Raw genomic sequence first — 21,305 nt, forward strand, 5'->3', positions numbered from 1 at the left:
GTGAGATGAGGCGTTGGCTGTGGCTGGTCTGGGTGACGGTTCTTTGCACATTGCCGATGCAGGTGGCGTTTGCCGTCGAGCCAGTGGCTGCCGGCCGCACGTCGACCCATGGCATGGTGGCGCAGATCACGCTGGATGGCCCGATCGGCCCGGCCGCCGCGGAGTACTTCGACGACGCCTCGAAGCGTGCGGTGGCCGATGGCGCGGTGGCGATCGTGCTGCGGCTGGACACGCCCGGCGGGCTGGCCGACTCGATGCGGCAGATCATCGCCAGCATGCTGTCCTGCGAGGTGCCGGTGCTGGTGTATGTCGCTCCGGGCGGTGCACGGGCGGCGTCGGCCGGAACGTACATCCTGTATGCCGGGCAGATCGCGGCGATGGCGCCGGCCACCCACCTGGGCGCGGCGACGCCGGTGCAACTGGGGGGCGCCCGGCCGGTGTCGCTGCCCAAGGCCAGCGACCAGCCGGCAGTAGCGGGTACAGCCGCCAAGGACGAGCCAGCCGCCGGCGACGATGCCGAGTCGCACAAGGCCATGAACGATGCGATCGCCTACATCCGCTCGCTGGCGCAATTGCGCGGGCGCAACGCGCAGTGGGCCGAACAGGCGGTGCGCGGCGCGGCCACGCTGACCGCCAGCGAGGCCGCGCAGCAGCATGTGATCGACTTCGTGGCGGCGGACGTGGCCGACCTGCTGGCGAAGGCGGACGGGCGCAAGGTGCAGATCGGCGACCGCGACATCACGCTGCAGCTCAAGGGCGCGTCCGTGCGCGAATATGCGCCCGGTGCGCGCACGCGTTTCCTGGCGATCGTCACCAACCCCACCATCGCTTATCTGTTGCTGCTGGCCGGCATCTTCGGCTTGCTGCTGGAAGCCATGCATCCCGGCGCCATGTTGCCGGGCATCGCCGGCGGCATCTGCCTGCTGGTCGGCCTGTACGCGCTGCAACTGCTGCCGGTGAACTACGCCGGGCTGGCCTTGATGGCGCTGGGTGTCGGCTTGCTGGTGGCCGAGGCGGTCAATCCCAGCGTGGGTGCGTTCGGCGCCGGCGGACTGGTGTCGTTCGTGGTGGGCTCGGTGATGCTGATGAATACTGGGGTGCCCGGTTATGGCGTCAATCTGGGCGTGATCGCCGGCATTGCCGTGTGTGCGGCGGCGTTGCTGGCCTTGATCGTGTGGCTGGTGTTCCGTTCGCGCCGCGCCCATCCGGTCACCGGCGATGCGGCGATGCAGATGGACACTGGCGAACTGCTGGAGCCGGTGAGCGCCGGCGGCGAGGCCTGGATGATGGTGCGCGGCGAGCGCTGGCGCGTGCGTTGCGATACCGCATTGCCGGCTGGTGCGCGGGTGCGCGTGGTGTCGCGGCAGGGGTTGCTGTTGCGGGTCGAGCCGGCATGAACCGGCGCGGCAATTTCATGAAAGGCAGGAGATGATCATGTTCGGATTCGTCGGTGTACTGGTAATTCTTGGCGTGCTGCTGCTGTTCTCCGCGGTGAAGATCCTGCCGGAGTACCAGCGCGGGGTGATCCTGACCCTGGGCCGTTACACCGGGACCAAGGGCCCCGGGCTGGTGCTGCTGGTGCCGTTCGTGCAGCGGATGATCCGCGTCGACTTGCGCGTGACGGTGATGGACGTGCCGCCGCAGGACGTGATCTCGCGCGACAACGTCTCGGTGCGCGTGAATGCGGTGGTCTATTTCCGCGTGGTGGAGCCGGACAAATCCGTGCTGCAGGTGGAGAACTTCCTGCAGGCCACCAGCCAGCTGGCGCAGACGCGGCTGCGCTCGGTGCTCGGCCAGCACGAGCTGGACGAGATCCTGTCGCAACGCGATTCGATCAACCACACCTTGCAGACCATCCTCGACGAGGCCACCGACCCGTGGGGCATCAAGGTCGCCAACGTGGAGATCAAGGACGTCGACCTCAACGAAACCATGGTGCGCGCGATCGCCCGCCAGGCCGAAGCCGAGCGCGAACGCCGCGCCAAGGTGATCCACGCCGAAGGCGAGATGCAGGCCGCCGAGAAACTGCGCGACGCCGCCGCGATGCTGTCGCAGCAGCCGCAGGCCTTGCAACTGCGCTACCTGCAGACGCTGGCCGACATGTCCAACAACGGCAAGTCTTCGACCATCGTGTTTCCGCTGCCGCTGGACCTGATCCGGCCGCTGATGGAGGCGTTCCCGGCAAAGTCCGATCCGGCCTCGAACCGCTGAACTGGCGCAGCCGTTCCAAGCGGGTGAATAATGCCGCTCACCTCCTGCCAAGACGAGCGATCACCATGGATGCAGCACGTTCACCCGGAAGCCTGGTCTGCGTGGGCCTCGGCATGACCCTGGGCTCGCACCTCGGTCCGCTGGCGCGCAGCCACATCGAACAGGCGGACGTGGTGTTCGCCGGGCTCTCCGACGGCATCGTCGAGCTGTGGTTGAACAAGATGCACCCGGACGTGCGCAGCCTGCAGCCGTACTACCACGAGGGCAAGTCGCGCATGCAGACCTACCGCGAGATGGTCGAGGCCATCCTCACCGAGGTGCGCGCGGGCAAGCGGGTGTGCGGGGTGTTCTACGGCCATCCTGGCGTGTTCGCCTGGGCACCGCACAAGTCGATCGAGGTCGCTCGCAGCGAGGGCTACCCCGCGCACATGGAGCCGGGCATTTCCGCCGAGGATTGCCTCTACGCGGACCTCGGCATCGACCCGGGCCGCTACGGCTGCCAGCACTTCGAGGCCAGCCAGCTGCTGTTCTACCAGCGCCGGATCGACCCGACCGCCTACCTGGTGTTGTGGCAGGTAGGCCTGGTGGGCGACCAGTCGCTGGCCCGCTTCTCGACGGGCCCCGCGTACAAGCAGGTGCTGGTCGACGTGCTGGCGCGCGACTACCCGCTCGACCACGAGATCACCATCTACCGCGGCGCCACCTTGCCGATCCAGCAGGCGCGCATCGAGCGGGTGAAGCTGCGCGACCTGCCGCAGGCGAAGGTCGAGATGGAGGATACGGTGGTCGTGCCTCCTGCAGGTCCGCTGCGGCCGAATGCGGAGCTCCGCGCGCGGCTGGCCGAACTGGATCGGGCCGAGGCCACAGCCCAGGTGGATATTCTGTGAGCAGGTAGACAAGTTGGTGTTGGCGGCGTCCCTAGGATGGTTTGGCGCAGGCTTGCAGTTGCCGGTAATTGGGCGGGCTTATCTCGTCCCGGTGGCTGAGCGGTCCGCGTATTTCAACCAACCGTACACTCGAGGAGAGAACGCCATGTCCAATATCATCGATTTCCTGGAAACCGTCGGGCAGGACGCCAATCTGCGCTACGCTTCCAACGGGGAAATGCAGCACATGCTGGTCAATAGCCAGCTGGATCAGGATATCAAGCAAGCTGTGCTGGCCAGGGATCAGCAACGATTGACAGCGCTGGTAGGGGCACAGAATGTATGCTGCTTGCTGGTTCCTGCGCAGGTGCGGTGCTTGCTGGTTCCTGGGATCAACGACGAAGATGAACATTACGAAGAGCGGCGTGCCTGAGGCGAGTCGGATTCGCTGACGCATGGCGAAAGAGGTCCGCATTGCCATGGACGCTGATTACGTCAGCAATCAGGGGGTTCGCATGTCCAATGTCATTGAGTTTCTCGAAAAGATGGGGCAGGACGCGCAGTTGAGTTGCGCAACAAAGGGCTCACTCGATTTTGCGCCGATGCTGGCTGGCCTTGACCCGATGCTGCAGAGGGCGATTTGTGGCGGGGACCGAGCAAAACTGGGGGCCCTGATGGGGGTTACGCCTGTCTGCGGTTTCTTGGCGCCGGGGGAAGAGCAGGAAGAGGATGATTCTGAAGAAACCCCTCCCCCTGATGATGGCGAGGAACGTTCGGTGTCAGATCTCGCGAACTAAGTTCAGTGTTCACGTCCGGCACGCAGCGTCGGGGAATGATCCTGGGATGGATCCTGCTTGGGTTGTCATTCGCGGGTATGGCCATTGCGGCCATACCCGCGTCTGCCAGTGATCCCATGTCATTGCTCAAGCAAGCGGACAGCATCAAGTTGTCGGATCAGGGGCAGTTCCTCGAAATACTCGATGTTTTGGGTAATGACAGCGTGCGCTTGCCACCCGATCAGCTGGACTATCTTCGTTACCTGCAGGCTTGGGGGGCAGCGTACCGAGGTGACTACAAGTTGTCGGATTCCCTTCTCAAGGGTCTTCTGAATCATTCCGCGGACTTGACCCTTCATTTCAGGGCGGGAGTACTGCTCGTCAACACGCTGGCGGAGCGATCACGGTACGAAGAGGCGTTTCAACGGCAAAGTTTGTTGCTTGCCGAGTTGCCAAAGATTACCGATCCCGACGCGCGCAAGCAGGCGCTTGTCATTGCGGCCTATTTGTACGAAGAGGCCGGGCAATATGATCTGGCATTTACGTACGCCGATCAGCTGTTCAGAGAGACTCCGGAAATTAGTGAATACAGTTGTATTGCTGGCCACGCGGAGCTCGCGGCGTTGTACAAGAGCGATAAACTGGAGGGCATCGATCGCAAATTCCAGAAGGGCATCGATATCTGCACCAAGGTAGGCGACCTGGTTTATGCCAATGGAATCAGGTTTTATGAAGCGAGCTTGGCTCTGCAGCGAGGTCGTACTGACATTGCTCTCCAAATATTGAAGAGCAACTACGCCGATGTCCAACATACCAAGTATCAGATGCTGATCTCTCAGTTCGACGCGTCGTTGGCCGAGGCGTATAGGAAAACCAACCGTCCAGCACTGGCGCGGCAGTATGCACTGGCAGTAGTCGACCAAAGCAAAAGCAACAGATTTGCCGAGCCGCTGAGTATCGCCTATCAAGTCTTGTATCTGACCGAGAAGCAACAAGGGCGCATGGAGGCTGCGCTTGCTTATCACGAGCAGTACATGGATACCAACAAAGGCTATTTGAACGCGGTGAATGCCAGGGCGTTGGCATATCAGACTGTGCAACAGCAACTGCTGGCCAAGAAGCTTCAGGTTGATACCTTGGGCAAGCAGAACCAGATCCTGCAGCTCCAGCGAAATCTCGACAAAAAGGCTTCCGAAACGGGTCGCTTGTACATACTGTTGTTGCTCACCGTACTGGCTTTCATCGGTTTTTGGGCCTACCGCGTCAAGCGTTCGCAGCTGCGTTTCATGAAACTGGCGCGGCGCGACGGCCTCACCGGCATCTTCAACCGGCAGCACTTCGTCAACGAGGCCGAGCGGCAGTTGCGTTATTGCCGCAAATCGGCGCGCGATGTTTGCCTGGTGCTGATCGACCTGGATCACTTCAAGGCGGTCAACGACACCCATGGGCATGCGGTGGGCGACCGGGTGCTTAGGCGCGCGGTCGATGCCTGCCAGGCGCACCTGCGCTCCACCGACGTGTTCGGCCGTCTCGGCGGGGAGGAGTTCGGCATGTTGTTGCCCGAGTGCACGCTAGGCAACGTACTGGTGCGGGTCGAGCAGATGCGCGCGGCGATCGCCGCCGTTTCGAGTGTCAAGGATGCGCCCGGCATCCCGATCTCGGCCAGCTTCGGCGTGGCCAACGCGGCCGACTCCGATTATGAGTTGCGGCAGCTGATGATCGATGCCGATCGCGCCCTGTACCAGGCCAAGCACGAGGGGCGCAACCGGGTCAGCCTTTTTGGCGTCGGCATGCGTAACTGAGTGTCGTGTGGGCGCGTGGTGACCTGTCGCCCTCACAACGGGCGACAACATTCCGGTGCCAGGACGGTGGCTGCGTTTGCACGTTTGCGGCCGCATCCGGCGATAGCGGGCGAGGCCTGTCGCATGGACAGCCGGGTAGGCGCGCGCTACAAAGGTGGTCGATTCCACTGGTGGGAGCGTTCCGATGCGCGTGAGGAATTCTGTCTTGCTGGCCGCCCTTGGCCTGGCCATGTTGCCGCTGCAGGCGGCAGCGGCCGAACCGGACATGGCGCGGGCGCCGTCGATCAACGCCGCCGATTTCGCGCGCTTCGACAAGGCGCTCAGTTCCGACGCGTTCGGCGGGCGCAAACCCGGCACGATCGGCGCGCAGCGCACCACCGATTTCCTGGTGGCGGAGTTCAAGCGGATGGGTTTGCAGCCGGGCAACCACGGCTCGTGGTACCAGACCGTGCCGGCCGATTCCACCTTGCTGTTGAATACCGACGTTACCCTGGATGTCACTGCCCGTGGCAAGCCGCTGAAGCTGGCGTACCGCACCGACATGGTGGCGCAGACCCTGCAGGCGAAACCCGAGGTCGCGCTGAAGGACTCGCCGGTGGTGTTCCTCGGTTACGGCGCGGACGCGCCCGCCTGGCACTGGAACGACTACCGGGGTGTCGACGTGAAGGGCAAGACGGTGATCGTGCTGGTCAACGACCCCGGCTTCGCCACCCGCGACCCGAAGCTGTTCAACGGCCGTGCGATGACCTGGTACGGCCGCTGGCCGTACAAGTATGCGGAGGCCGCGCTGCAGGGCGCCGCCGCCTGCTTCATCGTGCATACCAGCGACGCCGCGGCCGGCTATCCGTGGAGCGTGCTGCAGAACGGTTCGGTCGGGCCGCAGCTGAGCCTGCCGGGCAGTGTCGATCCATCGCCGCGGTTGCCGGTGGCCGGCTGGCTGACGCGCGACGCAGCCACCCGGCTGTTCGCCGCGGCCGGCCTCGATTTCGCCGAGCTCGAACGGGCTGCAGCGAAGCCGGGCTTCGAGCCGGTGCCGTTGCATGCGACGGCTTCGATTGCCCTGCACAACAAGATCGGCCACATCGAATCGAAGAACGTGGTGGCGATGGTCGAGGGCAGCGACAAGCCCGACGAGGTGGTGGTCTACACCGCGCACTGGGATCACCTGGGCACCGACCCGACCCGCAAGGGCCACCAGGTCTATGCCGGCGCGATCGACAACGGCACCGGCCTGAGCATGTTGCTGGAGATCGCCGGTGCGTTCGCGAACCAGGCGCGGCCGCCCGAGCGCAGCGTGCTGTTCTTCATGCCGACGCTGGAGGAATCAGGCCTGCTCGGCTCGCAATACTACGCGGCGAAGCCGGTGTTTCCGCTGGACCGCACGGTGGCCGACATCGCCGTCGACGCGTTGCCGGTCATCGGCCCTGCACGCGACATGACGGTGATCGGCAAGGGCCAGTCCGAGCTGGAGGACATGCTTGCCGGCGTGTTGCGCAAGCAGGGTCGAGTGATCTCGCCGGAGGCCACGCCGGAGAACGGCTTCTACTTCCGCTCCGATCATTTCAACTTCGCCAGGGCCGGCGTGCCGGCGATGCTGGCCAGTTCGGGTCTCGACCTGCTCGATGGCGGCAGGGGCGCCGGCCAGAAGGCGGCCGACGACTATACGGCGCACCGCTACCACACGACGAACGACGTGTTCGACCCGCACTGGAACCTGCAGGGCATCCTTGAGGATACCCAGGCGCTGTACGAACTTGGCCAGCACCTCAGCCATGCGGGAGTGTGGCCGCAGTGGTACGCCGGCAACCCGTTCAAGGCCGCGCGCGATGCCATGATGAAGCCGTCGGTGGAGCGGGCCGCGCCACCGACGAAATAACCGGGTAAGTTCGTCGCCGGCTTCAGGGCTTCGCCGGCGGCGTATCCAGCTTGTCGAAGTTCACGATGGCGTTGAGCACCAGCGGATAGCTGCCGATGGTTTCGCCGCGCCAGATCGGGTTGCTGGCGAACAGCAGCACGTGGCCCTTGCCGTAGCGGGCGTCGACCACGGCGGCGCGTTCGGCCATCTCGTCGCCGCCGTCGAGCAGGCCGGAGATCAAGAGGTTCTTCGCGTCGACGTAGCGCAGGATCACCCGCGGACGCTGGTCGGCGGGGATCACCCACGGGTTGTTGCGCATCTGCTCGATGTTCAGCGGCAGCGGCTGCCATGGCTTGACGTCGGGCAGGGCGGCCGGAGCGATCGAGGCGCGGCCTTCGGGGGTGTCCGTGTCGTGCGGGCCGCCGCGTCCGGTCGGGCGCTGGAAGTCCTTCGCGGTCGGCAGGCCACGGTCGCCGGTGACCAGGTTGGATACCTTGAACGACTGGCCGGCCGCGCTGTACAGCGCCAGTTCGTCGCGGCTGTAGCCGGCGGCGATCGGGCTGCTGCGGTCGGTGAACTTCGCCTGCAGCACGCTGCCGACGACTTTCAGCTTGTCGGTTTTCGTGACGAACACGCCCGGCGCCAGGCCGACATCGATGGCGAACTTCGCGGTGTCCTCGGCGGTGACCAGCAGGCCGCCGGCCTGCACGAACCGCTTGAGGTTGGCGACGCCGCTCTCGCCCAGGCCGGGGCGGATATCGTCGGTGGAGTCGATATGGCCCAGGTTCGGCGTCAATGCGGTGGTCTTCCACGGCAGCGGGTTACCCCACATCGGCTGGCCGTCGATGATCTGCTTGGCGCTGGCGTCGCCGATCGGGCCGAACAGGATCACGTCGTACTTCGCGCGCAGGTCGCCGGCCCTCGCCACGTCCTGGGTGCTGATGTAGTCGTACGGCACCTGCAGCTTGTCCAGCGCCATGCGCCACCAGCCTTCGGTCTGGGTGCTCAGCCAGGTGTGCATCAGCGCAATGCGCGGCAGTTTCGCCTGCGGCATGTCGACCGCGGCCAGGCCTTGCGGCACGGCGATCGGCCCATCGAGCAGGCTCATCGGCGCCTTGAGGATCGCGGTGTCGGTCACCCGCACCACCTGCACGTCGAACAGGTCGCCCATCGACCAGCCGGTGTCGTCGTAGGGGTGCTGCTGCGGGTCCTTCGGCGACCAGTACTGGCGGTCGAGCAGAGTGTCGACGATGCGCGAATACGGCTGGTCCATGCGCACGACGTAGCTGCCGGCGGGGAAGGTCTGCGTCTTGGCCTTCTTCTTGTCATCGTCCTGTTTCGGCAGCGCTACCGTGACCGGCGTGCTGGTGCGGCTGATCTCCGCGTGCTGCAGTTGCAGAATCCGCAACAGCTGGGCGCGCGAACCGGGGCGCTTGTCGTCGGCCGGGAACACGTACGCAGCCGGGCCGGCCTGCTGCGGCTTTTCGATCGAGCGCTTGCTCTTCAGGTAGAAGTTCTTCAGGAACTGCTGGCCGTTGCCGGAGAAGTAGGCCAGCGCGGTGAGCAGGCCGGTCTGCTGGTAATTGTTGTTGTTGCGCTGCGACCACTTGACGGTCGGCAGCGGCGGGTTCGGGCGGTACCAGGTGCGCTGGTATTCCTCGGGGTCGAGGATGCGCTGCACGGTGTCGGCGCCGGCGTTGCCGAAGGTTTCGTACAGGCGGCTGATGCCGTTGTGCATGGCGGCGATGAACATCAGGTAGCCCGGGCTCCAAGTGTCGAAGTCGCCGTGGGTGAACACGCCGGGCATGCCCAGCTTGGTCATCTGCTGCACGTTGTCCCAGCCCAGTTGCTGCCACTCACCGGTGAGGATCGGGTCGATCCACGCGTTGTACGGGCCGTCACCCACGGTGTTGTCGTACAGGAACGGCACCGATTCGTGCAGGTCGTGCAGCACCTGCGCGTGCCAGCCGACGAAGGTGTCGGCCACGTTGCGGGTGAGGTTCAACGACATGCCCATCGCGTCGCGGTTGTTGTCGTGCGCCACGTAGTGGCCCCAGTACAGCAGCCGCGGGTAATTCTGGCCGGGATGCGCCAAGTGCCAGTTGTACAGGTCGGCCATGCGGTCGCGGCCGTCGACCTCGACCACCGGGGTGATCAGGGTGATCACGTGCGAGCGGATGTGCTGGATGTACGGTGCCTCGTCCACCGCCAGTCGGTAGGCCAGTTCCATCAGCGCGGTGGGCGAGCCGGTCTCGGTGGAGTGGATGGCGCCGGTGATGTAGTAGACCGGCGTGGACTGCGCGATCAGCTGGTCGGCGGTGGCGTCGTCCATGCCGATGCGGCGCGGGTCGGCCAGCTTGGCCAGGCGCGCCTTGTTCGCGTCGAGGTCGGCCAGCAGGCTTTCGTCGGCAATCGCCACCGCGATCATCTCGCGACCTTCCTCGCTCTTGCCGATGGTGAACACCTTCACCCGCGGGCTGGCGGCGGCCAGTGCGCGAAAGTAGCGGTGGACGTCGGCCACGTGCGGTAGGTAATCCGGTGCGCCGGCGATGTGGCCGAGCACCTTCTCCGGCGTGGGCACGCTGGCGGAGGCGGGCAGGTAGTCGGTCAGCGGCGAGTTGAACGAGGGATCGGTGGTGAACTTCAGGATCTGCGCCGTATACGCCTGGTCGATCGGCTGGGCCGTATCGCGGGCATACGGCGATGCGGTGATCGCCGCATCGCCCGTAGCGGCCAGTGCCGTGGTGCCGGCCGCGCCAAGCGCCAGCAAGGTGGCCAGTGAGAGCCGAACGGATACACGCATGATGGATTCCCCAGGGGCGGCAGACGACAGTTCACTGCACTCTGCCAGAACATGACGGAAGCGTGTAGCCCATCGGTCGGGTGGAGCGCGCGCGGGCATGCGGCATGGACCTTCTCATCATGCCCTTGCCGCTTTGCGGGCAGGGGCATGATCGAGCAGTCGTCACCCGACGCGTGGCGCTGTTATTTCGTCACGCCGGGGCCGATGTTCGTGCCAAGGAACTGCACCAGTTGGGTATACAGCTCGGTGTTGTGCGCCTCATCGTAGAACCCGTGCATTTCATCTGGCTTGAACAACCATTCGTGCGCGATGTGCCGGTCCGTCAGCGCCTGGTGCAGGTGGAGCCCCTGGACCGGCGGCACACGCTCGTCCTTGCCGCCGACGACCAGCATCACGTGGGCCTTGAGAGCCTCCAGCTGGTTGATCGGCGAGTTCCGGGCCAGCACGGCCATGTCGTCGCCCAGTTGCCGCTTGAGATATTCCTCACCGAAGCTGGACTGCGGAATGTCGCCGCGGCGGTACATCAACGGCAGGTCGTAGACGCCCACGTAACCGATCGCGCACTTGTACAAGTCGGGCTCTTTCACCGCCCCCTCGAGCGCCGCGTAGCCACCGTAGCTGGCGCCGTAGATGCAGATGCGCTGCGGATCGGCGATGCCGTGTGCGATCGCCCAGCGGGTGGCGTCGGTGACATCGTCCTGCATCCTGCCGCCCCACTGGCGCCAGCCGGCATGCTCGTAGTCGTAACCGTAGCCGCCGGAACCGCGATAGTTCACCTGCAGCACGGCATAGCCGCGAGTCGCCAGGGGCTGCACGAAAGTGTCGTATTCCCAGCGGTCGCGTATGCCGAACGGCCCGCCATGAACCAGCACCACCATCGGCAGATGTTTCGCGTTTTCCTGGCCGGGCGGGAAGCTCAGGTAACCGTGCAATTTCATGCCGTCGCGCGCGTCGAAATCGAACGGTTGCTTGAACGCCATGTGTTCCGGCTTGATCCACGACATGCGTGCGAGCAGGGGCGTGAGCTTGCGCGTTTTCGCGTCGTACAGCAGGAACGTTCCCGGGTCGACGTCGGCTTCCACCAGCACCACGCTCTGGCTGCCGTCGCGCGTGCCCGAGACAAAGCGCACGCTCTCGCCGGGGAACTGCTTCATCAGTGCCAGCAGGACCTGCGCGTCGGTCGACTGGCTGTCGAACAGCGCGGCGCCGGTACGGCCGTCCATGAAACCCACGCCGAGGATGCTGTCGTCAGCCAGGCCTTGCAGCAGGCTGTCCGGTTCGACGGTGGGGTTGCTCCACACGAGCGTCCGGGACTGATTCGCCGGGTCCCATCGGCAGATGCCGAAAGCACCAGGCGCGGGGCAGGTGAAGTAGGCCGCCGTGTCGTCGCGGTCGAACCCGATCGGGGTCGAGCGGTCCCTGCTTTCCTTCGGCAACAGCTGCCAGCCGTCGCCGTCGAGCGAATGCAGGTAGACCTTGGCGTTGCCGTCGTTGTCCGAGCCCACGGCGAAACGGATCCTGCCCTGGTGGTCGGCGACGAATTGCGCGCCGCGCAAAGGCGCGACGATGAGCCGGTTCTTGTTGCCGTTGCGCACATCCATGCGGTAGGCGGTCGGCAGGTTCAGCTCGTTACCGTCTCCCGACCACGAGCTGATCGCCACCAGCACATGGTTGGGATCGTCCGGAATCGCGGCGATGAACTGGGCGCTGCCGTACTCCGCTGCGGCACGCTGGATGTGCGAGCCGGTACTCATGCCGGGCCGGCGGTAGCCGTAAAGCATGTTGACGCCGTTGCCGTCGGCACTGACCGCGAACAGTTCGCCGGTCGCCAGCGGCGCATCGTAACCGCCGATGCGGATGCCTACCGAGTACAGCACCCGCGTGGACGACGCCCACCAGAAATCGGTGACATCGTTTTCCTCGCGCGGGCGAACCAGCTTGCCCTTCATGTCGGACAGGTGGATCAGGGCCAGCACGGTCTGCCCCTTCACCACGGCGGTGGCGGCGAGATACTGCCCGTCCGGGGAAATCTTGACGTTCTCGTACTGGGCATGTCGCGCCAGCTCGGCGAACGAGACCGGCTGGGCATGCAACACAGCGGCAAGCGGCAAGAGCAGGGCCGCAACGATCCAGCGCCGCACGTTCATCATCTGAATTCCCCTGTCGCGATTTCGCGGCTGCATCTTGCGCGCAGCCGCATCCCCGGTGCCATTTATAGCGATCGGCAGGGTCGGGGGCAATCAGGCGGTCAGGGGGCGCGGAGCACGGGCCGCCCCCTGATCGAGCGTGACGCAGCAGCTTGCGATTACCGCTTCAGTAGCGCGGTCAGTTGGTCGAGCTGCGCACGGTAGCCGTCAAGCACCTTCGCGGTGTCCACGGCGTAATGATCGGCTTCGTTCCATCGACGCGACTCCAGCGCCTCGCGCACGCCGGGCACGGTCTTCACTTCGTAGCCGGTGAGCATGCCGGGGGCGTAGATCATGTGCTTGAACCAGGCACGGCCGGGCAGGCCGGACGGGTCGGTGAGGCGCTGCTCCATGCTGCCGATCAAGCGGTTCAGTTGCTGCCGCTGTGCGGCGGCCAGGTCGAAGCCGGCGGCGGCGCGCTTGTCGTAGGCGGCCTGGTAGGCCTTGGCGCTTTGTGCGAGCTGTTTCGCGGCCCGGTCGAGCGGGGCAAGGTCGATCGTCGGCATGTCGGAGTCGCGCGCTGGCGGGGCGACCGGCCGGGTCGGGTCGGCATCGAGCGCGAACGCGTGGCTGTCCAGCAGTTTGTGCTGCTGTGCGGTGGCCTTGCGGGTGCTGTCCACCAGCTTGTGCAGTTCGCCGACGTAGCGATCGAGCGTGCGGCTGAAGTCGCCGAATCGCAGCGGCAGCACGTTGGCGTTGGCCGTGCGCAGCACGACATGGCCGGCGACCTTGGCCAGCGCCACGCCGTATTCGAAGCTTGGGTCGCCGAAGCGCGCGTAATGGTCGAACGAGTCGTAGCGCGAGTGGTAGATGCCGTCATTGTCGTCCTCGCCACCGAAGCCGAGATCCAGCGAGGCGATGCCGAGATGCTCCAAAAACGCGCTGTAATCCGAGCCCGAGCCCAGCGCCCCGATCGGCAGGTCGCCGCCAGCCGCCGCCAGCTCGGCGATCGTCTTGACCTCCGCCTTGGCGTCCTTGTGGCTGCCGGCCACCAGCATGTGCGCACGCAGGCGTTCGCGCACGCTGACATGGGTTTCCGGATCGGTCACGCCCGCAGCCACCTGGTTGACCAGGTGCTGCAGCGAGTGACTGCCGCCGGCGCCGAGGAAGCCGCGGCCGTTGGTGTCGGAATTGATGTACAGCACGGCCTTCTGCTGCAGTTCGGCAGCATGCGTCTCGGCCCATTCGGTGGAACCGAGCAGGCCCGGCTCCTCGCCGTCCCAACTGGCGTAAACCAGGGTGCGCTGCGGTCGCCAGCCCTGCTTGAGCAGGCCGCCGATGGCCTTGGCTTCGGCCATCAGCGCGATGTTGCCGGCCAGCGGGTCCCAGGCACCGAACACCCAGCCGTCATGATGGTTGCCGCGCACGATCCACTGATCCGGCTCGGTCGAGCCCTTGATCGTGGCGATCACGTCGTAGACCGGTTGCTGGCCCCAGTCCGATTGCACGGTCATGTGCACGTTCGCCGTGCTCGGGCCGACGTGGTAGGTCAACGGCAGTGCGCCGCGCCAGCCGGCCGGCGCCACCGGGCCGGTCAACGCCTGCAGCAGCGGGGTGGCGTCGGCGTAGGAGATCGGCAGCACGGGGATCTTCAGGATGGTTTTCGCGTCCTTGATCGCCAGCCGCTGGGCATCTGACGTGGAGCCCACGCCGGGGGTCAACGGATCGCCGGGATAGACCTGCATGTCGGCCACCGAACCGCGCTGCACACCCTGCGCCGGACGCCAGCCGCCTTGCGGATAGACGTCGCCCTTGGCGTAGCCGTCGTCATGCGGATCGGAGTAGATCAGGCAACCGACCGCGCCGTGTTCCTGCGCGAGCTTGGGCTTCAGGCCGCGCCAGCCGCCGCCGTAGCGGGTGAGCACGATCTTGCCGCGCACGTCGATGCCGCGCCGGGCCAGCTCCTTGTAGTCGTCCGGCATGCCGTAGTTGGCGTAGACCAGCGACGCGCTGACGTCGCCATCGGCGCCGTAGACGTTGTAGGGCGGCAGCGCACCCGTTGCGGTCGAGGTGGCATCGCCGGGAATCGCCGGCTCCTTCAGCACGGCGGTGTAGGGTTTCGGCCCCAGCAGTTCCAGCGCCACCTTCTTTGGCGTGGGGTAGAGCACGTTGAAAGTCTCGATGTGCGCATCCCAGCCCCATTCGCGGAATTTTGCCAACATGAATTCGGCGTTCGCCCGGTCGTGCGGCGAGCCGACCTGGTTGGGCTGCGACGACATCTGCTTGAGCCAGCTGCGCAGTTCGGCGGGGTCGAGCTGGGCGTCGAAGCGCCGTTCGAGGTCTTGTTGGGTCGTCGCTGCGGCGGTGCTGAAGCCGAACATGGGGCCGTCATCGGCGTGACCGGGTGCGTTCGCGGCGGCGACGGCGAAGGTCGCCAGCAGGCAGGTCGAGGCCAGCAAAGGCCGTATCGCGTATCGGGTCATATGGGTCATTCCCCCTGAGTTGTGGTGGCGGATTCTGCCGGCTGCGCCGGCTGAGGCGGATCGGCGAGGTCGGATGGCCGGGCCGCATCCCTGTCCCGGATGGTGACATCCTGGGCGAAGAGTTGGCGCGCATCCGCATCCGTGTAGGTCAGCTTGTACTTGCCGGGGCGCAGGTAGAGCACGCTGTGGGGTTCGATCAGCCCGTTGCTGATGCGGTCGCTGGTGACGGCGTTCAACGGGATCGGGTCGAGTACCAGGCGATCGGCGGGAATCGCATTGCTGCCCTCGTCGGCATAACGCGCTTCGACCATGCATGGATAGGTATGGTTGCAGCGTTCGCCACGGACGAAGTACGGCCTGCGGCTGCCACCGAGATCGAGCCAGGTGGGGCGGCCGTATTTGAGCGCCTGTGGCGGGAAGAACACGCTGACGTCATAGCCCGGGCGCAGCGACCACGGTCTGCCCTTCCTGTCCACGAACACGATCGGTGCCTTGGGCTGCAGTTTCCCCATCACCGCGGCGTAGTCGGGGTGGTCGTTGCTGGCCGACGGATGGGGGTACAACATGGTTTGCTCCACCGTGAGCGGGTCGATGCCGCTGAGCTTGTGCAGATGCTCGGCCATCGTGGAACCGCCCAGATAGACGCCCGATTCCTGGATGTGCGCGTAACCGGCGTCGACCACCAGTCGCGCCTTCGGATCGTTCTTGAATACCTGGCGGTAGAGGTTGCGGGCCTGCTCGGCTTCGCGGGCATCGCCGCTGGCATCGGAGAGCGCTTCGTAGGCGATTACCTTGAAGCCCAGCTTCAGGGCGGTGCGCACCATCTCGGCGTAGATCGGTTCCTCGGTATAGAAGCCGCTGTCGGGGACCGGGTAACCGCGCGCCTGCAGTCCGGTATCGGTCTGGTAAAGCGTCTCGGCGGCGAAATAGTTGAAACCTTCCGCGCGCAGCTTGCCCAGCAGTTGCACGGTCAGTGTACGGGTGAGCGGTATGTTGTGTGCCTCGTTGAAGAACACCGCACGGTAGTTCCTGGCCAGCTCGGGAATTGCTTCCAGCGCCGGCCTGGCGCGGTAGTCGGGGTTGTCCAGCGGCGAGGCCCGGTCGTCCGGCAGCGCCGGCTGCTTGATCGAGAAGCTGACCGCGGCATCCGGATAGTCGCCGATGAAGGTTTGGTACCAGCTCAGGTACTGGCCAAAGATGACGTGGAAGGCGGGGTCAGGGGTGGTGGCGTACGGATAGCGCATCACCTGGTACTGGGCCAGCAGGCTCTTGTGCTTGTTGGCCTCGCGCATGATCTGCTCGGACTTCTGCGATGCGGCGATCTGTTCCGCCTGCCATTGCGAGGCCGACTGCGCATGGCCCGGCAGGCCGGGCAGGAACAGTCCAAGCGCAAGGCCGAGTACGGGGAGGGAAGTGCGGCTTGGCATCGGGTTCTCCTGATACGGTGTTCGGGAGGTCGTCTGCCTGTTTTACGGGCACGCGCAGGCTGTCGCGTGGCAGCACGCCGGGACGTGTGCAGTTGGACCAGCCACTGGGTGGGGCATGGCCGCGGTCGAGCATGCAGCATGAACCGTGGCGGTGCCCCGTGCCAAGCGGCACAGGGCCATCGCCGCGATTCGGGAGCACAATCCGGGGACCCTTGCTCACTGAGGAGTACGACCATGCGTCCCACTGTTCTTGCTGTGTTGCTTGCTGTCGCCCTTCCTGCCGCAGCCTTGGCTCAGGCTGCGAACTCGCACGAAACGGCGGTTTCCGCCGCGGTGCAGAAAGCGGTCAATGATCCGGCCCGCCACGCCGATCGTTCCGAGGATGCCCGCCGCAAGATCGACGCGGTGATGATGTTCGCCGAAGTGAAACCGGGCCAGAAAGTGCTGGAGCTGGTGCCGGGTAGCGGCTACTGGACGCGCGTGTTCAGCGCCGTCGTCGGTCCGCACGGACACGTCTACACGGTCTGGCCGGGCGAGATGGCGAAGTACTCCAGCAAGAGCCTGGCGGAATGGCAGAAGCTGGCCGCCACGCCGCATTACGCCAACGTCAGTCTGTTGCAGCAGCCGGCGGCGCTGTTGAGCGCGCCGGAACCGGTCGACCTGGTGTTCACCGCGCAGAACTACCACGATTACCATGACCCGTTCATGGGTCCGGTGGACATGGCCGGCTTCGACAAGCAGGTCTTTGACGCGCTCAAGCCGGGCGGCCTGTTCGTGGTCATCGACCACGCAGCCCCGGCCGGCTCCGGCCTCGCCGACACCGATACCTTGCACCGCATCGACCCGGCGGTGGTGAAGCAGGAAGTGGAGGCGGCCGGTTTCGTGTTCGACGGCGAGAGCGACGCGCTGCGCAACCCGGCCGATGCACACGACCTCAAGGTGTTCGACAAGTCGATACGCGGCCACACCGACCAGTTCATCTACCGTTTCCGCAAGCCGGCGAAATAACCGCCCGCATCCTGGCGGGCCGCGCGCATGTGTCGCGCGGCCCGCTTGAGCTGCGACGGCGGTTGGCGGCACCATCGGTTTATCCATGCAGCCAGACCCGCGTCTGGCTCACGATGCCGAGGAATGCCGTGAATCCCGTTGACCCCGCTGCTTTGTCCGCGCCTGATCCGGACGACCCGCCGCCGGTGCGACCGACCGAGCCGGATGCCGCCGATTGCTGCGGCGAGGGTTGCGTGCGTTGCGTGTATGACGTCTACGAGGAAGCGCTTGAGCGTTACGAAGCCGCGCTGGCCGCGTGGCGCGCCCGTCATCCCTGAGTTGCGCCGGCCGTGGAGGAGCCATGTGGATCGCCGTGACCCGTGAAGTCAGTACCGCCTTCGGCGACGGTTCCGGGTGACCGCCGTCGACGCATCCGAACTTGCCGGCGGTGCCGGCGGCCACCGGCGGCAACTTGATGTTCCCACGCAGGAATGAGCCATGCGCATCCACTATCGCCTCGCCGGCCCGCAGGACGCGATCGCGATCGGCGTGTTGGCGCGCCGGGTAACGCGGCGCTGGATTCTGCCGGAGCAGCCGGCGAGTGCGGCGCCGCCGCTGTTGCTTGGCATGAGCGCGCGGGTGATCCGCAAGAAGATCCTGGCCGGCCAGCGTTTCCACCTGGCGTGGCAGGACGATGGGCGCCTGGTCGGGGTGGCGGCGATGCGCGAGAACTCTCACCTGTTCCAGTTCTTCGTCACGACTCGCATGCACGGCGATGGCATCGCGCGCCGGCTGTGGCAGCGCGCCATGCGCGATGCAGTGCGCCGCGCCGGTACACGCCGATTCACCCTGAATGCCTCGGCGATGGCGGTGCCGGTGTACCTGCACTTCGGTTTTTTGCCCAGCGGGCCGCTGACGGTCAGCAGTACCGGCCTGGTCGTTCAGCCGATGCACCTCGATCTGCCATGATGAAAACTGCGAAGGGATGCCTGGCGGATTCCTGCACTGCAACGATCGACGGGAGGATGGACACATGGGCGGAAGCGATGAAACCACGGCCACGGGCAAGCTGATCCGCTTCGCCCATCTGCGCTGGCTGGTGCGGATCATCCGGCATCCTTCGGCGATCCTGCTGCTGGTGCAGTTGGTCGGCCTGCTGTTGTATCCGTTCATCGAACACACGCGCCCGGCGCGGGCGCTGTTCGGCGCGTTCGGTGTGCTGGTGCTGGGCCTGGCGATCTCGATGGTGCGGCGCACGCGCGGGCGCGCCTGGATCAGCGCCTGCATCGCGCTGCCGGCCGTGCTGTTCAACGTGCTCGACCTGACCATGGACATGCCGGCATTGCGGCCGTGGTGGGCGGCGCTGGAGGCGATGTTCTATTTCTACGCGGCGGGGTGCCTGATCAGCTACATGCTGGCGGACCGCCGCGCCACCACCGACGAACTGTTTGCCGCTGGCGCTACGTTCACCCTGCTGGTCTGGGCGTTTACCTATGTATTCGTGCTGTGCCAGACCTTGCAGCCAGGCTGCTTCTCCGCCGCGGTCAACCCGCATGAGGCGCGCAGCTGGACCGAGCTGCTGTTCCTCAGCTTCGCGCTGCTGTCCAGCACCGGCATCGGCGACGTCATTCCGATCACCGTGCATGCCCGTGCCGTGGCCAGCCTGGAGATGTTCGTGGGGGTGATGTACGTCGCGTTGGTGGTGTCGCGGTTGATCGGCTTGACCCTGCTGCGTCGCGGCGAATAGCCGGGCGGGATCTGCGGCCCCTCAGGCGCTTTTCGATACGGGAAAGCTGCGCCGGAGATCCTGCTGGCAACGCGCGATCAGGGGCGGCGCAAAGACACCGGGCCAGCTTTGGCTGAGGTCCGGGTTGTCGGTGAGCCGTTCGTGTTCGATCAGCAACTGGGCCATCGCCAGCAGGTCGGCCACGGAAAGCGCGTTGCCCAACGGCGAGGCCGCCGGCGTTGCCGGGGCCTGGCATTCCGTCATCGCATCGAGCACGCGCTGTGGCAGTTCCCAGTGCTGCGCAACCTGCAACGAAAGCCGCGCGGCGAGCCTGGAACAACTGGCGAGAAAGCCCGGCGATGGCGGCACGGTGTCATCGGCGGGTTTCAGCTGATCCAGCAGGCGTACCACGGCGCCGTTGCCGGTATGGCAGACGATCCCGGCCAGATAGGCCTCGAACGCATCGCAACCGTTGTTCCTGCCGAGCCAGGCGCAGGCATGGGCGCAACGTTCGGCATGATTCCACAGACGTTCGCCGGCGGCGTGGCCCAGCGTGCCCGTATTGGCTTGCAGGATGGGTTTCATCACGTGCTGGGTAAGGACCCGGCGCAAACCATCCTGGCCCAGCAGCACCACCGCCTGCTGCAGGCTGGTGATCGGCTGCGCCGCGCGGTAATGCACGCTGCCGGTGACCCGCATGATCTCGCCGACCATCAGGGGGTCGCGGCCGATCAGCCGGGCCAGCTCGCCGCCGCCGGCGTTGTCGTTCTTCAGGGCGCGCAGCAGTTGCGGCAACACCGTCGGCAGGCGGGGCAGGCTGCGCATGTCGAAGCGGGTGCTGAGCAGTTCCAGCCGCTTGAGCGTGGCAAGCTCGAAAGCGCTGAGTCCATCGGCGTCGCTGTCGGGAACACTGAGTACGAAGCGATGGAACCGATCCCCGATTTCCGCCAGCGGCAGTGCCGATGGAACGACAGGCGCGATCGGAGGGGAGCGCACCGACGTCGGGGCGATTGGCTGCGCGCGGTTCGCTGACACCGTTGGCTTCCGGCTGCGAAAAATGCGCCGCCACATATTCCCCATATTCCGTGCCCCTCGTCCCGGCGCGCCGGTTCCCGGGCGACCCGTCTCGAACTATCGGCACCGGGCGGGGAAAGTTTAGCGAAGAGGGAGGAGGCAGCCGGCGCTTGTCTGCCGGCAGCATCGCCGGGCAACCAGCCGTGATCCGGGACTGCCTCCGTGCCGCGATGCGTAAAGAGCTTGGCCTACTTGTTCTTTTTCTTTTCCTGCTTGGCGGCCTTCTTTTCCTTCATGGTCTTGGCCGGTTTTTTCTTCTCGCTCTTCTTTGAATCCATGCCCTTGCTCATGCTGTTCTCCGGTGTGGGTAGATTTGCGACACGTGACACATGGGTGAGTCTAAGCCGTTCCGGTGGCTATTTGGCAAGGGAGCGAGGTGGCAGCTGGCGGCGGGTTCAGATGCGTTCGTGCGGGGCGAGATAGCGCCATTGCCCCGGCGGCAGTTTCGCCAGCGGGATGCGGCCCACCCGCAGGCATTTCATCGCCAGCACCTTCAGGCCGACCGCGTTGCACATCGGCTCGATCTGGGTCGGCTGCAATACCTTGAACGCGAAGCGCAGGCGCTGTTCGCTCTGCCAGCTGACCTTGATCGGCGGCATCGCGTAGTTGTTGAAGCGCAGGCCGTGATTGAGCAGGGCCAGTCCGTTCGGGATCAATGCACCGCTGACCTCGACCACGAACTCCTGTTCGATCCGCTCGATGTCCTCGGTGAGTTTGCGGGTGACGCGCCAGTCCTGGGTGAAGATCAGCAGGCCGCTGGCCTGGGTCGGCAGCGCCAACGGCGTGGTGAGCCGCTGCATATGCCGCCTCAACGGCCGCACGCCGGAGCCGTCGTCGGGCCAGCGCGTTTGCGGGGTGACCAGTGCGCTGGCCGGGTTCGGGCCGTTGCCGGCGTCGTAGCCGGCCGGCTTGTGCAGCACCAAGGTGGCCGGTTCGGCAGGCGCCAGCTTGGCCTGTGGGTCGAGCTCGACGTGCTGGGCATCGACCATGAACTGCGGCTCCTCCACCACGACGCCGCCCACCCGCACCCAGCCGCCCTCGATGTATTGCTCGGCCTCGCGTCGCGAGCACTGGGCCAGCGCGACGACACGTTTGGCGAGGCGGACGGGTTCGGTCATCGGGATGCCGTGGGATAAGGGTGGGCCATTGTAGGCGCAGGCGCTGGTGGC

17 protein-coding genes are annotated in these 21,305 nt (G+C 65.6%); 11 read left to right on the top strand and 6 right to left on the bottom strand.

The features are described from left to right. Positions 1-5: 5 nt before the first annotated feature. The 7 genes from ASG75_RS01545 to ASG75_RS01575 all read left to right on the top strand — a co-directional run bounded on the left by ASG75_RS01545 (position 6) and on the right by ASG75_RS01575 (position 7,531). Positions 6-1,397: a nodulation protein NfeD gene (locus tag ASG75_RS01545; protein WP_056385081.1), complete on the top strand. Its 1,392-nt coding sequence runs from the start codon at positions 6-8 to the stop codon at positions 1,395-1,397. Between the two features lie 37 nt (positions 1,398-1,434). Then, positions 1,435-2,211: a slipin family protein gene (locus ASG75_RS01550; protein WP_082547510.1), complete on the top strand. Its 777-nt coding sequence runs from the start codon at positions 1,435-1,437 to the stop codon at positions 2,209-2,211. A 65-nt stretch (positions 2,212-2,276) separates the two neighbouring features. Next, the gene (locus tag ASG75_RS01555) at positions 2,277-3,098 is read left to right on the top strand and encodes an SAM-dependent methyltransferase (protein ID WP_200935573.1); all 822 of its coding nucleotides are present in this window, start codon (positions 2,277-2,279) and stop codon (positions 3,096-3,098) included. Positions 3,099-3,243: 145 nt separating this feature from the next. After that, the gene (locus ASG75_RS01560; protein ID WP_056385086.1) at positions 3,244-3,510 is read left to right on the top strand and encodes a hypothetical protein; all 267 of its coding nucleotides are present in this window, start codon (positions 3,244-3,246) and stop codon (positions 3,508-3,510) included. A gap of 22 nt (positions 3,511-3,532) precedes the next feature. Continuing rightward, the gene (locus ASG75_RS01565) at positions 3,533-3,874 is read left to right on the top strand and encodes a hypothetical protein (protein ID WP_235580125.1); all 342 of its coding nucleotides are present in this window, start codon (positions 3,533-3,535) and stop codon (positions 3,872-3,874) included. Between the two features lie 35 nt (positions 3,875-3,909). Further along, positions 3,910-5,655 (top strand): GGDEF domain-containing protein, encoded by a 1,746-nt coding sequence (locus tag ASG75_RS01570; protein ID WP_082547462.1) that lies wholly within the window; start codon positions 3,910-3,912, stop codon positions 5,653-5,655. Between the two features lie 205 nt (positions 5,656-5,860). Then, a complete protein-coding gene (locus tag ASG75_RS01575) occupies positions 5,861-7,531 on the top strand; it encodes a M28 family metallopeptidase (protein WP_235580126.1) in 1,671 nt (556 codons plus the stop codon). 22 nt (positions 7,532-7,553) lie between these two features. Here ASG75_RS01575 and ASG75_RS01580 read toward each other — a convergent pair whose 3' ends face one another. The 4 genes from ASG75_RS01580 to ASG75_RS01595 all read right to left on the bottom strand — a co-directional run bounded on the left by ASG75_RS01580 (position 7,554) and on the right by ASG75_RS01595 (position 16,349). Then, positions 7,554-10,313 carry a M14 family zinc carboxypeptidase gene (locus ASG75_RS01580; protein ID WP_056385089.1) on the bottom strand — a complete coding sequence of 920 codons (2,760 nt, stop codon included), beginning with the start codon at positions 10,311-10,313 and terminating at the stop codon, positions 7,554-7,556. Positions 10,314-10,495: 182 nt separating this feature from the next. Continuing rightward, positions 10,496-12,463, bottom strand: a complete 1,968-nt coding sequence (locus tag ASG75_RS01585) for a S9 family peptidase (RefSeq protein ID WP_056385092.1) — start codon at positions 12,461-12,463, stop codon at positions 10,496-10,498. Between the two features lie 155 nt (positions 12,464-12,618). Next, positions 12,619-14,922, bottom strand: coding sequence for a transferrin receptor-like dimerization domain-containing protein (locus ASG75_RS01590; RefSeq protein WP_056385093.1), 2,304 nt, complete (start codon positions 14,920-14,922; stop codon positions 12,619-12,621). A 5-nt stretch (positions 14,923-14,927) separates the two neighbouring features. After that, the gene (locus tag ASG75_RS01595) at positions 14,928-16,349 is read right to left on the bottom strand and encodes a hypothetical protein (RefSeq protein WP_056385095.1); all 1,422 of its coding nucleotides are present in this window, start codon (positions 16,347-16,349) and stop codon (positions 14,928-14,930) included. A 234-nt stretch (positions 16,350-16,583) separates the two neighbouring features. Here ASG75_RS01595 and ASG75_RS01600 point away from each other — a divergent pair, with 234 nt between their 5' ends. The 4 genes from ASG75_RS01600 to ASG75_RS01615 all read left to right on the top strand — a co-directional run bounded on the left by ASG75_RS01600 (position 16,584) and on the right by ASG75_RS01615 (position 19,083). Then, the gene (locus ASG75_RS01600; protein WP_056385096.1) at positions 16,584-17,357 is read left to right on the top strand and encodes a class I SAM-dependent methyltransferase; all 774 of its coding nucleotides are present in this window, start codon (positions 16,584-16,586) and stop codon (positions 17,355-17,357) included. A 128-nt stretch (positions 17,358-17,485) separates the two neighbouring features. Next, positions 17,486-17,674, top strand: a complete 189-nt coding sequence (locus tag ASG75_RS01605) for an oxidoreductase-like domain-containing protein (RefSeq protein WP_235580127.1) — start codon at positions 17,486-17,488, stop codon at positions 17,672-17,674. Between the two features lie 160 nt (positions 17,675-17,834). Then, complete coding sequence (locus ASG75_RS01610) at positions 17,835-18,305, top strand: GNAT family N-acetyltransferase (RefSeq protein ID WP_056385100.1); 471 nt, start codon at positions 17,835-17,837, stop codon at positions 18,303-18,305. Between the two features lie 64 nt (positions 18,306-18,369). Continuing rightward, the gene (locus tag ASG75_RS01615) at positions 18,370-19,083 is read left to right on the top strand and encodes an ion channel (protein ID WP_056385102.1); all 714 of its coding nucleotides are present in this window, start codon (positions 18,370-18,372) and stop codon (positions 19,081-19,083) included. A 21-nt stretch (positions 19,084-19,104) separates the two neighbouring features. On the opposite strand, the gene ASG75_RS01620 is transcribed toward ASG75_RS01615, so the two are convergent. Both ASG75_RS01620 and ASG75_RS01625 read right to left on the bottom strand, forming a co-directional pair. Beyond that, positions 19,105-20,058 (bottom strand): HDOD domain-containing protein, encoded by a 954-nt coding sequence (locus ASG75_RS01620; protein WP_235580128.1) that lies wholly within the window; start codon positions 20,056-20,058, stop codon positions 19,105-19,107. Between the two features lie 473 nt (positions 20,059-20,531). Further along, positions 20,532-21,254 carry a S4 domain-containing protein gene (locus ASG75_RS01625; protein ID WP_056385106.1) on the bottom strand — a complete coding sequence of 241 codons (723 nt, stop codon included), beginning with the start codon at positions 21,252-21,254 and terminating at the stop codon, positions 20,532-20,534. Between the last annotated feature and the right edge of the window lie 51 nt (positions 21,255-21,305).

This window comes from Rhodanobacter sp. Soil772, from assembly GCF_001428385.1.
Classification (GTDB): Bacteria; Pseudomonadota; Gammaproteobacteria; order Xanthomonadales; family Rhodanobacteraceae; genus Rhodanobacter.

Bases quoted from the DNA above. Each gene is read 5' to 3' on its own strand.
- ASG75_RS01545 (WP_056385081.1), top strand. From the start codon at position 6: ATGAGGCGTTGGCTGTGGCTGGTCTGGGTGACGGTTCTTTGCACATTG.
- ASG75_RS01550 (WP_082547510.1), top strand. From the start codon at position 1,435: ATGTTCGGATTCGTCGGTGTACTGGTAATTCTTGGCGTGCTGCTGCTG.
- ASG75_RS01555 (WP_200935573.1), top strand. From the start codon at position 2,277: ATGGATGCAGCACGTTCACCCGGAAGCCTGGTCTGCGTGGGCCTCGGC.
- ASG75_RS01560 (WP_056385086.1), top strand. From the start codon at position 3,244: ATGTCCAATATCATCGATTTCCTGGAAACCGTCGGGCAGGACGCCAAT.
- ASG75_RS01565 (WP_235580125.1), top strand. From the start codon at position 3,533: ATGGCGAAAGAGGTCCGCATTGCCATGGACGCTGATTACGTCAGCAAT.
- ASG75_RS01570 (WP_082547462.1), top strand. From the start codon at position 3,910: ATGATCCTGGGATGGATCCTGCTTGGGTTGTCATTCGCGGGTATGGCC.
- ASG75_RS01580 (WP_056385089.1), bottom strand. From the start codon at position 10,313: ATGCGTGTATCCGTTCGGCTCTCACTGGCCACCTTGCTGGCGCTTGGC.
- ASG75_RS01585 (WP_056385092.1), bottom strand. From the start codon at position 12,463: ATGATGAACGTGCGGCGCTGGATCGTTGCGGCCCTGCTCTTGCCGCTT.
- ASG75_RS01590 (WP_056385093.1), bottom strand. From the start codon at position 14,922: ATGACCCGATACGCGATACGGCCTTTGCTGGCCTCGACCTGCCTGCTG.
- ASG75_RS01595 (WP_056385095.1), bottom strand. From the start codon at position 16,349: ATGCCAAGCCGCACTTCCCTCCCCGTACTCGGCCTTGCGCTTGGACTG.
- ASG75_RS01600 (WP_056385096.1), top strand. From the start codon at position 16,584: ATGCGTCCCACTGTTCTTGCTGTGTTGCTTGCTGTCGCCCTTCCTGCC.
- ASG75_RS01610 (WP_056385100.1), top strand. From the start codon at position 17,835: ATGCGCATCCACTATCGCCTCGCCGGCCCGCAGGACGCGATCGCGATC.
- ASG75_RS01615 (WP_056385102.1), top strand. From the start codon at position 18,370: ATGGGCGGAAGCGATGAAACCACGGCCACGGGCAAGCTGATCCGCTTC.
- ASG75_RS01625 (WP_056385106.1), bottom strand. From the start codon at position 21,254: ATGACCGAACCCGTCCGCCTCGCCAAACGTGTCGTCGCGCTGGCCCAG.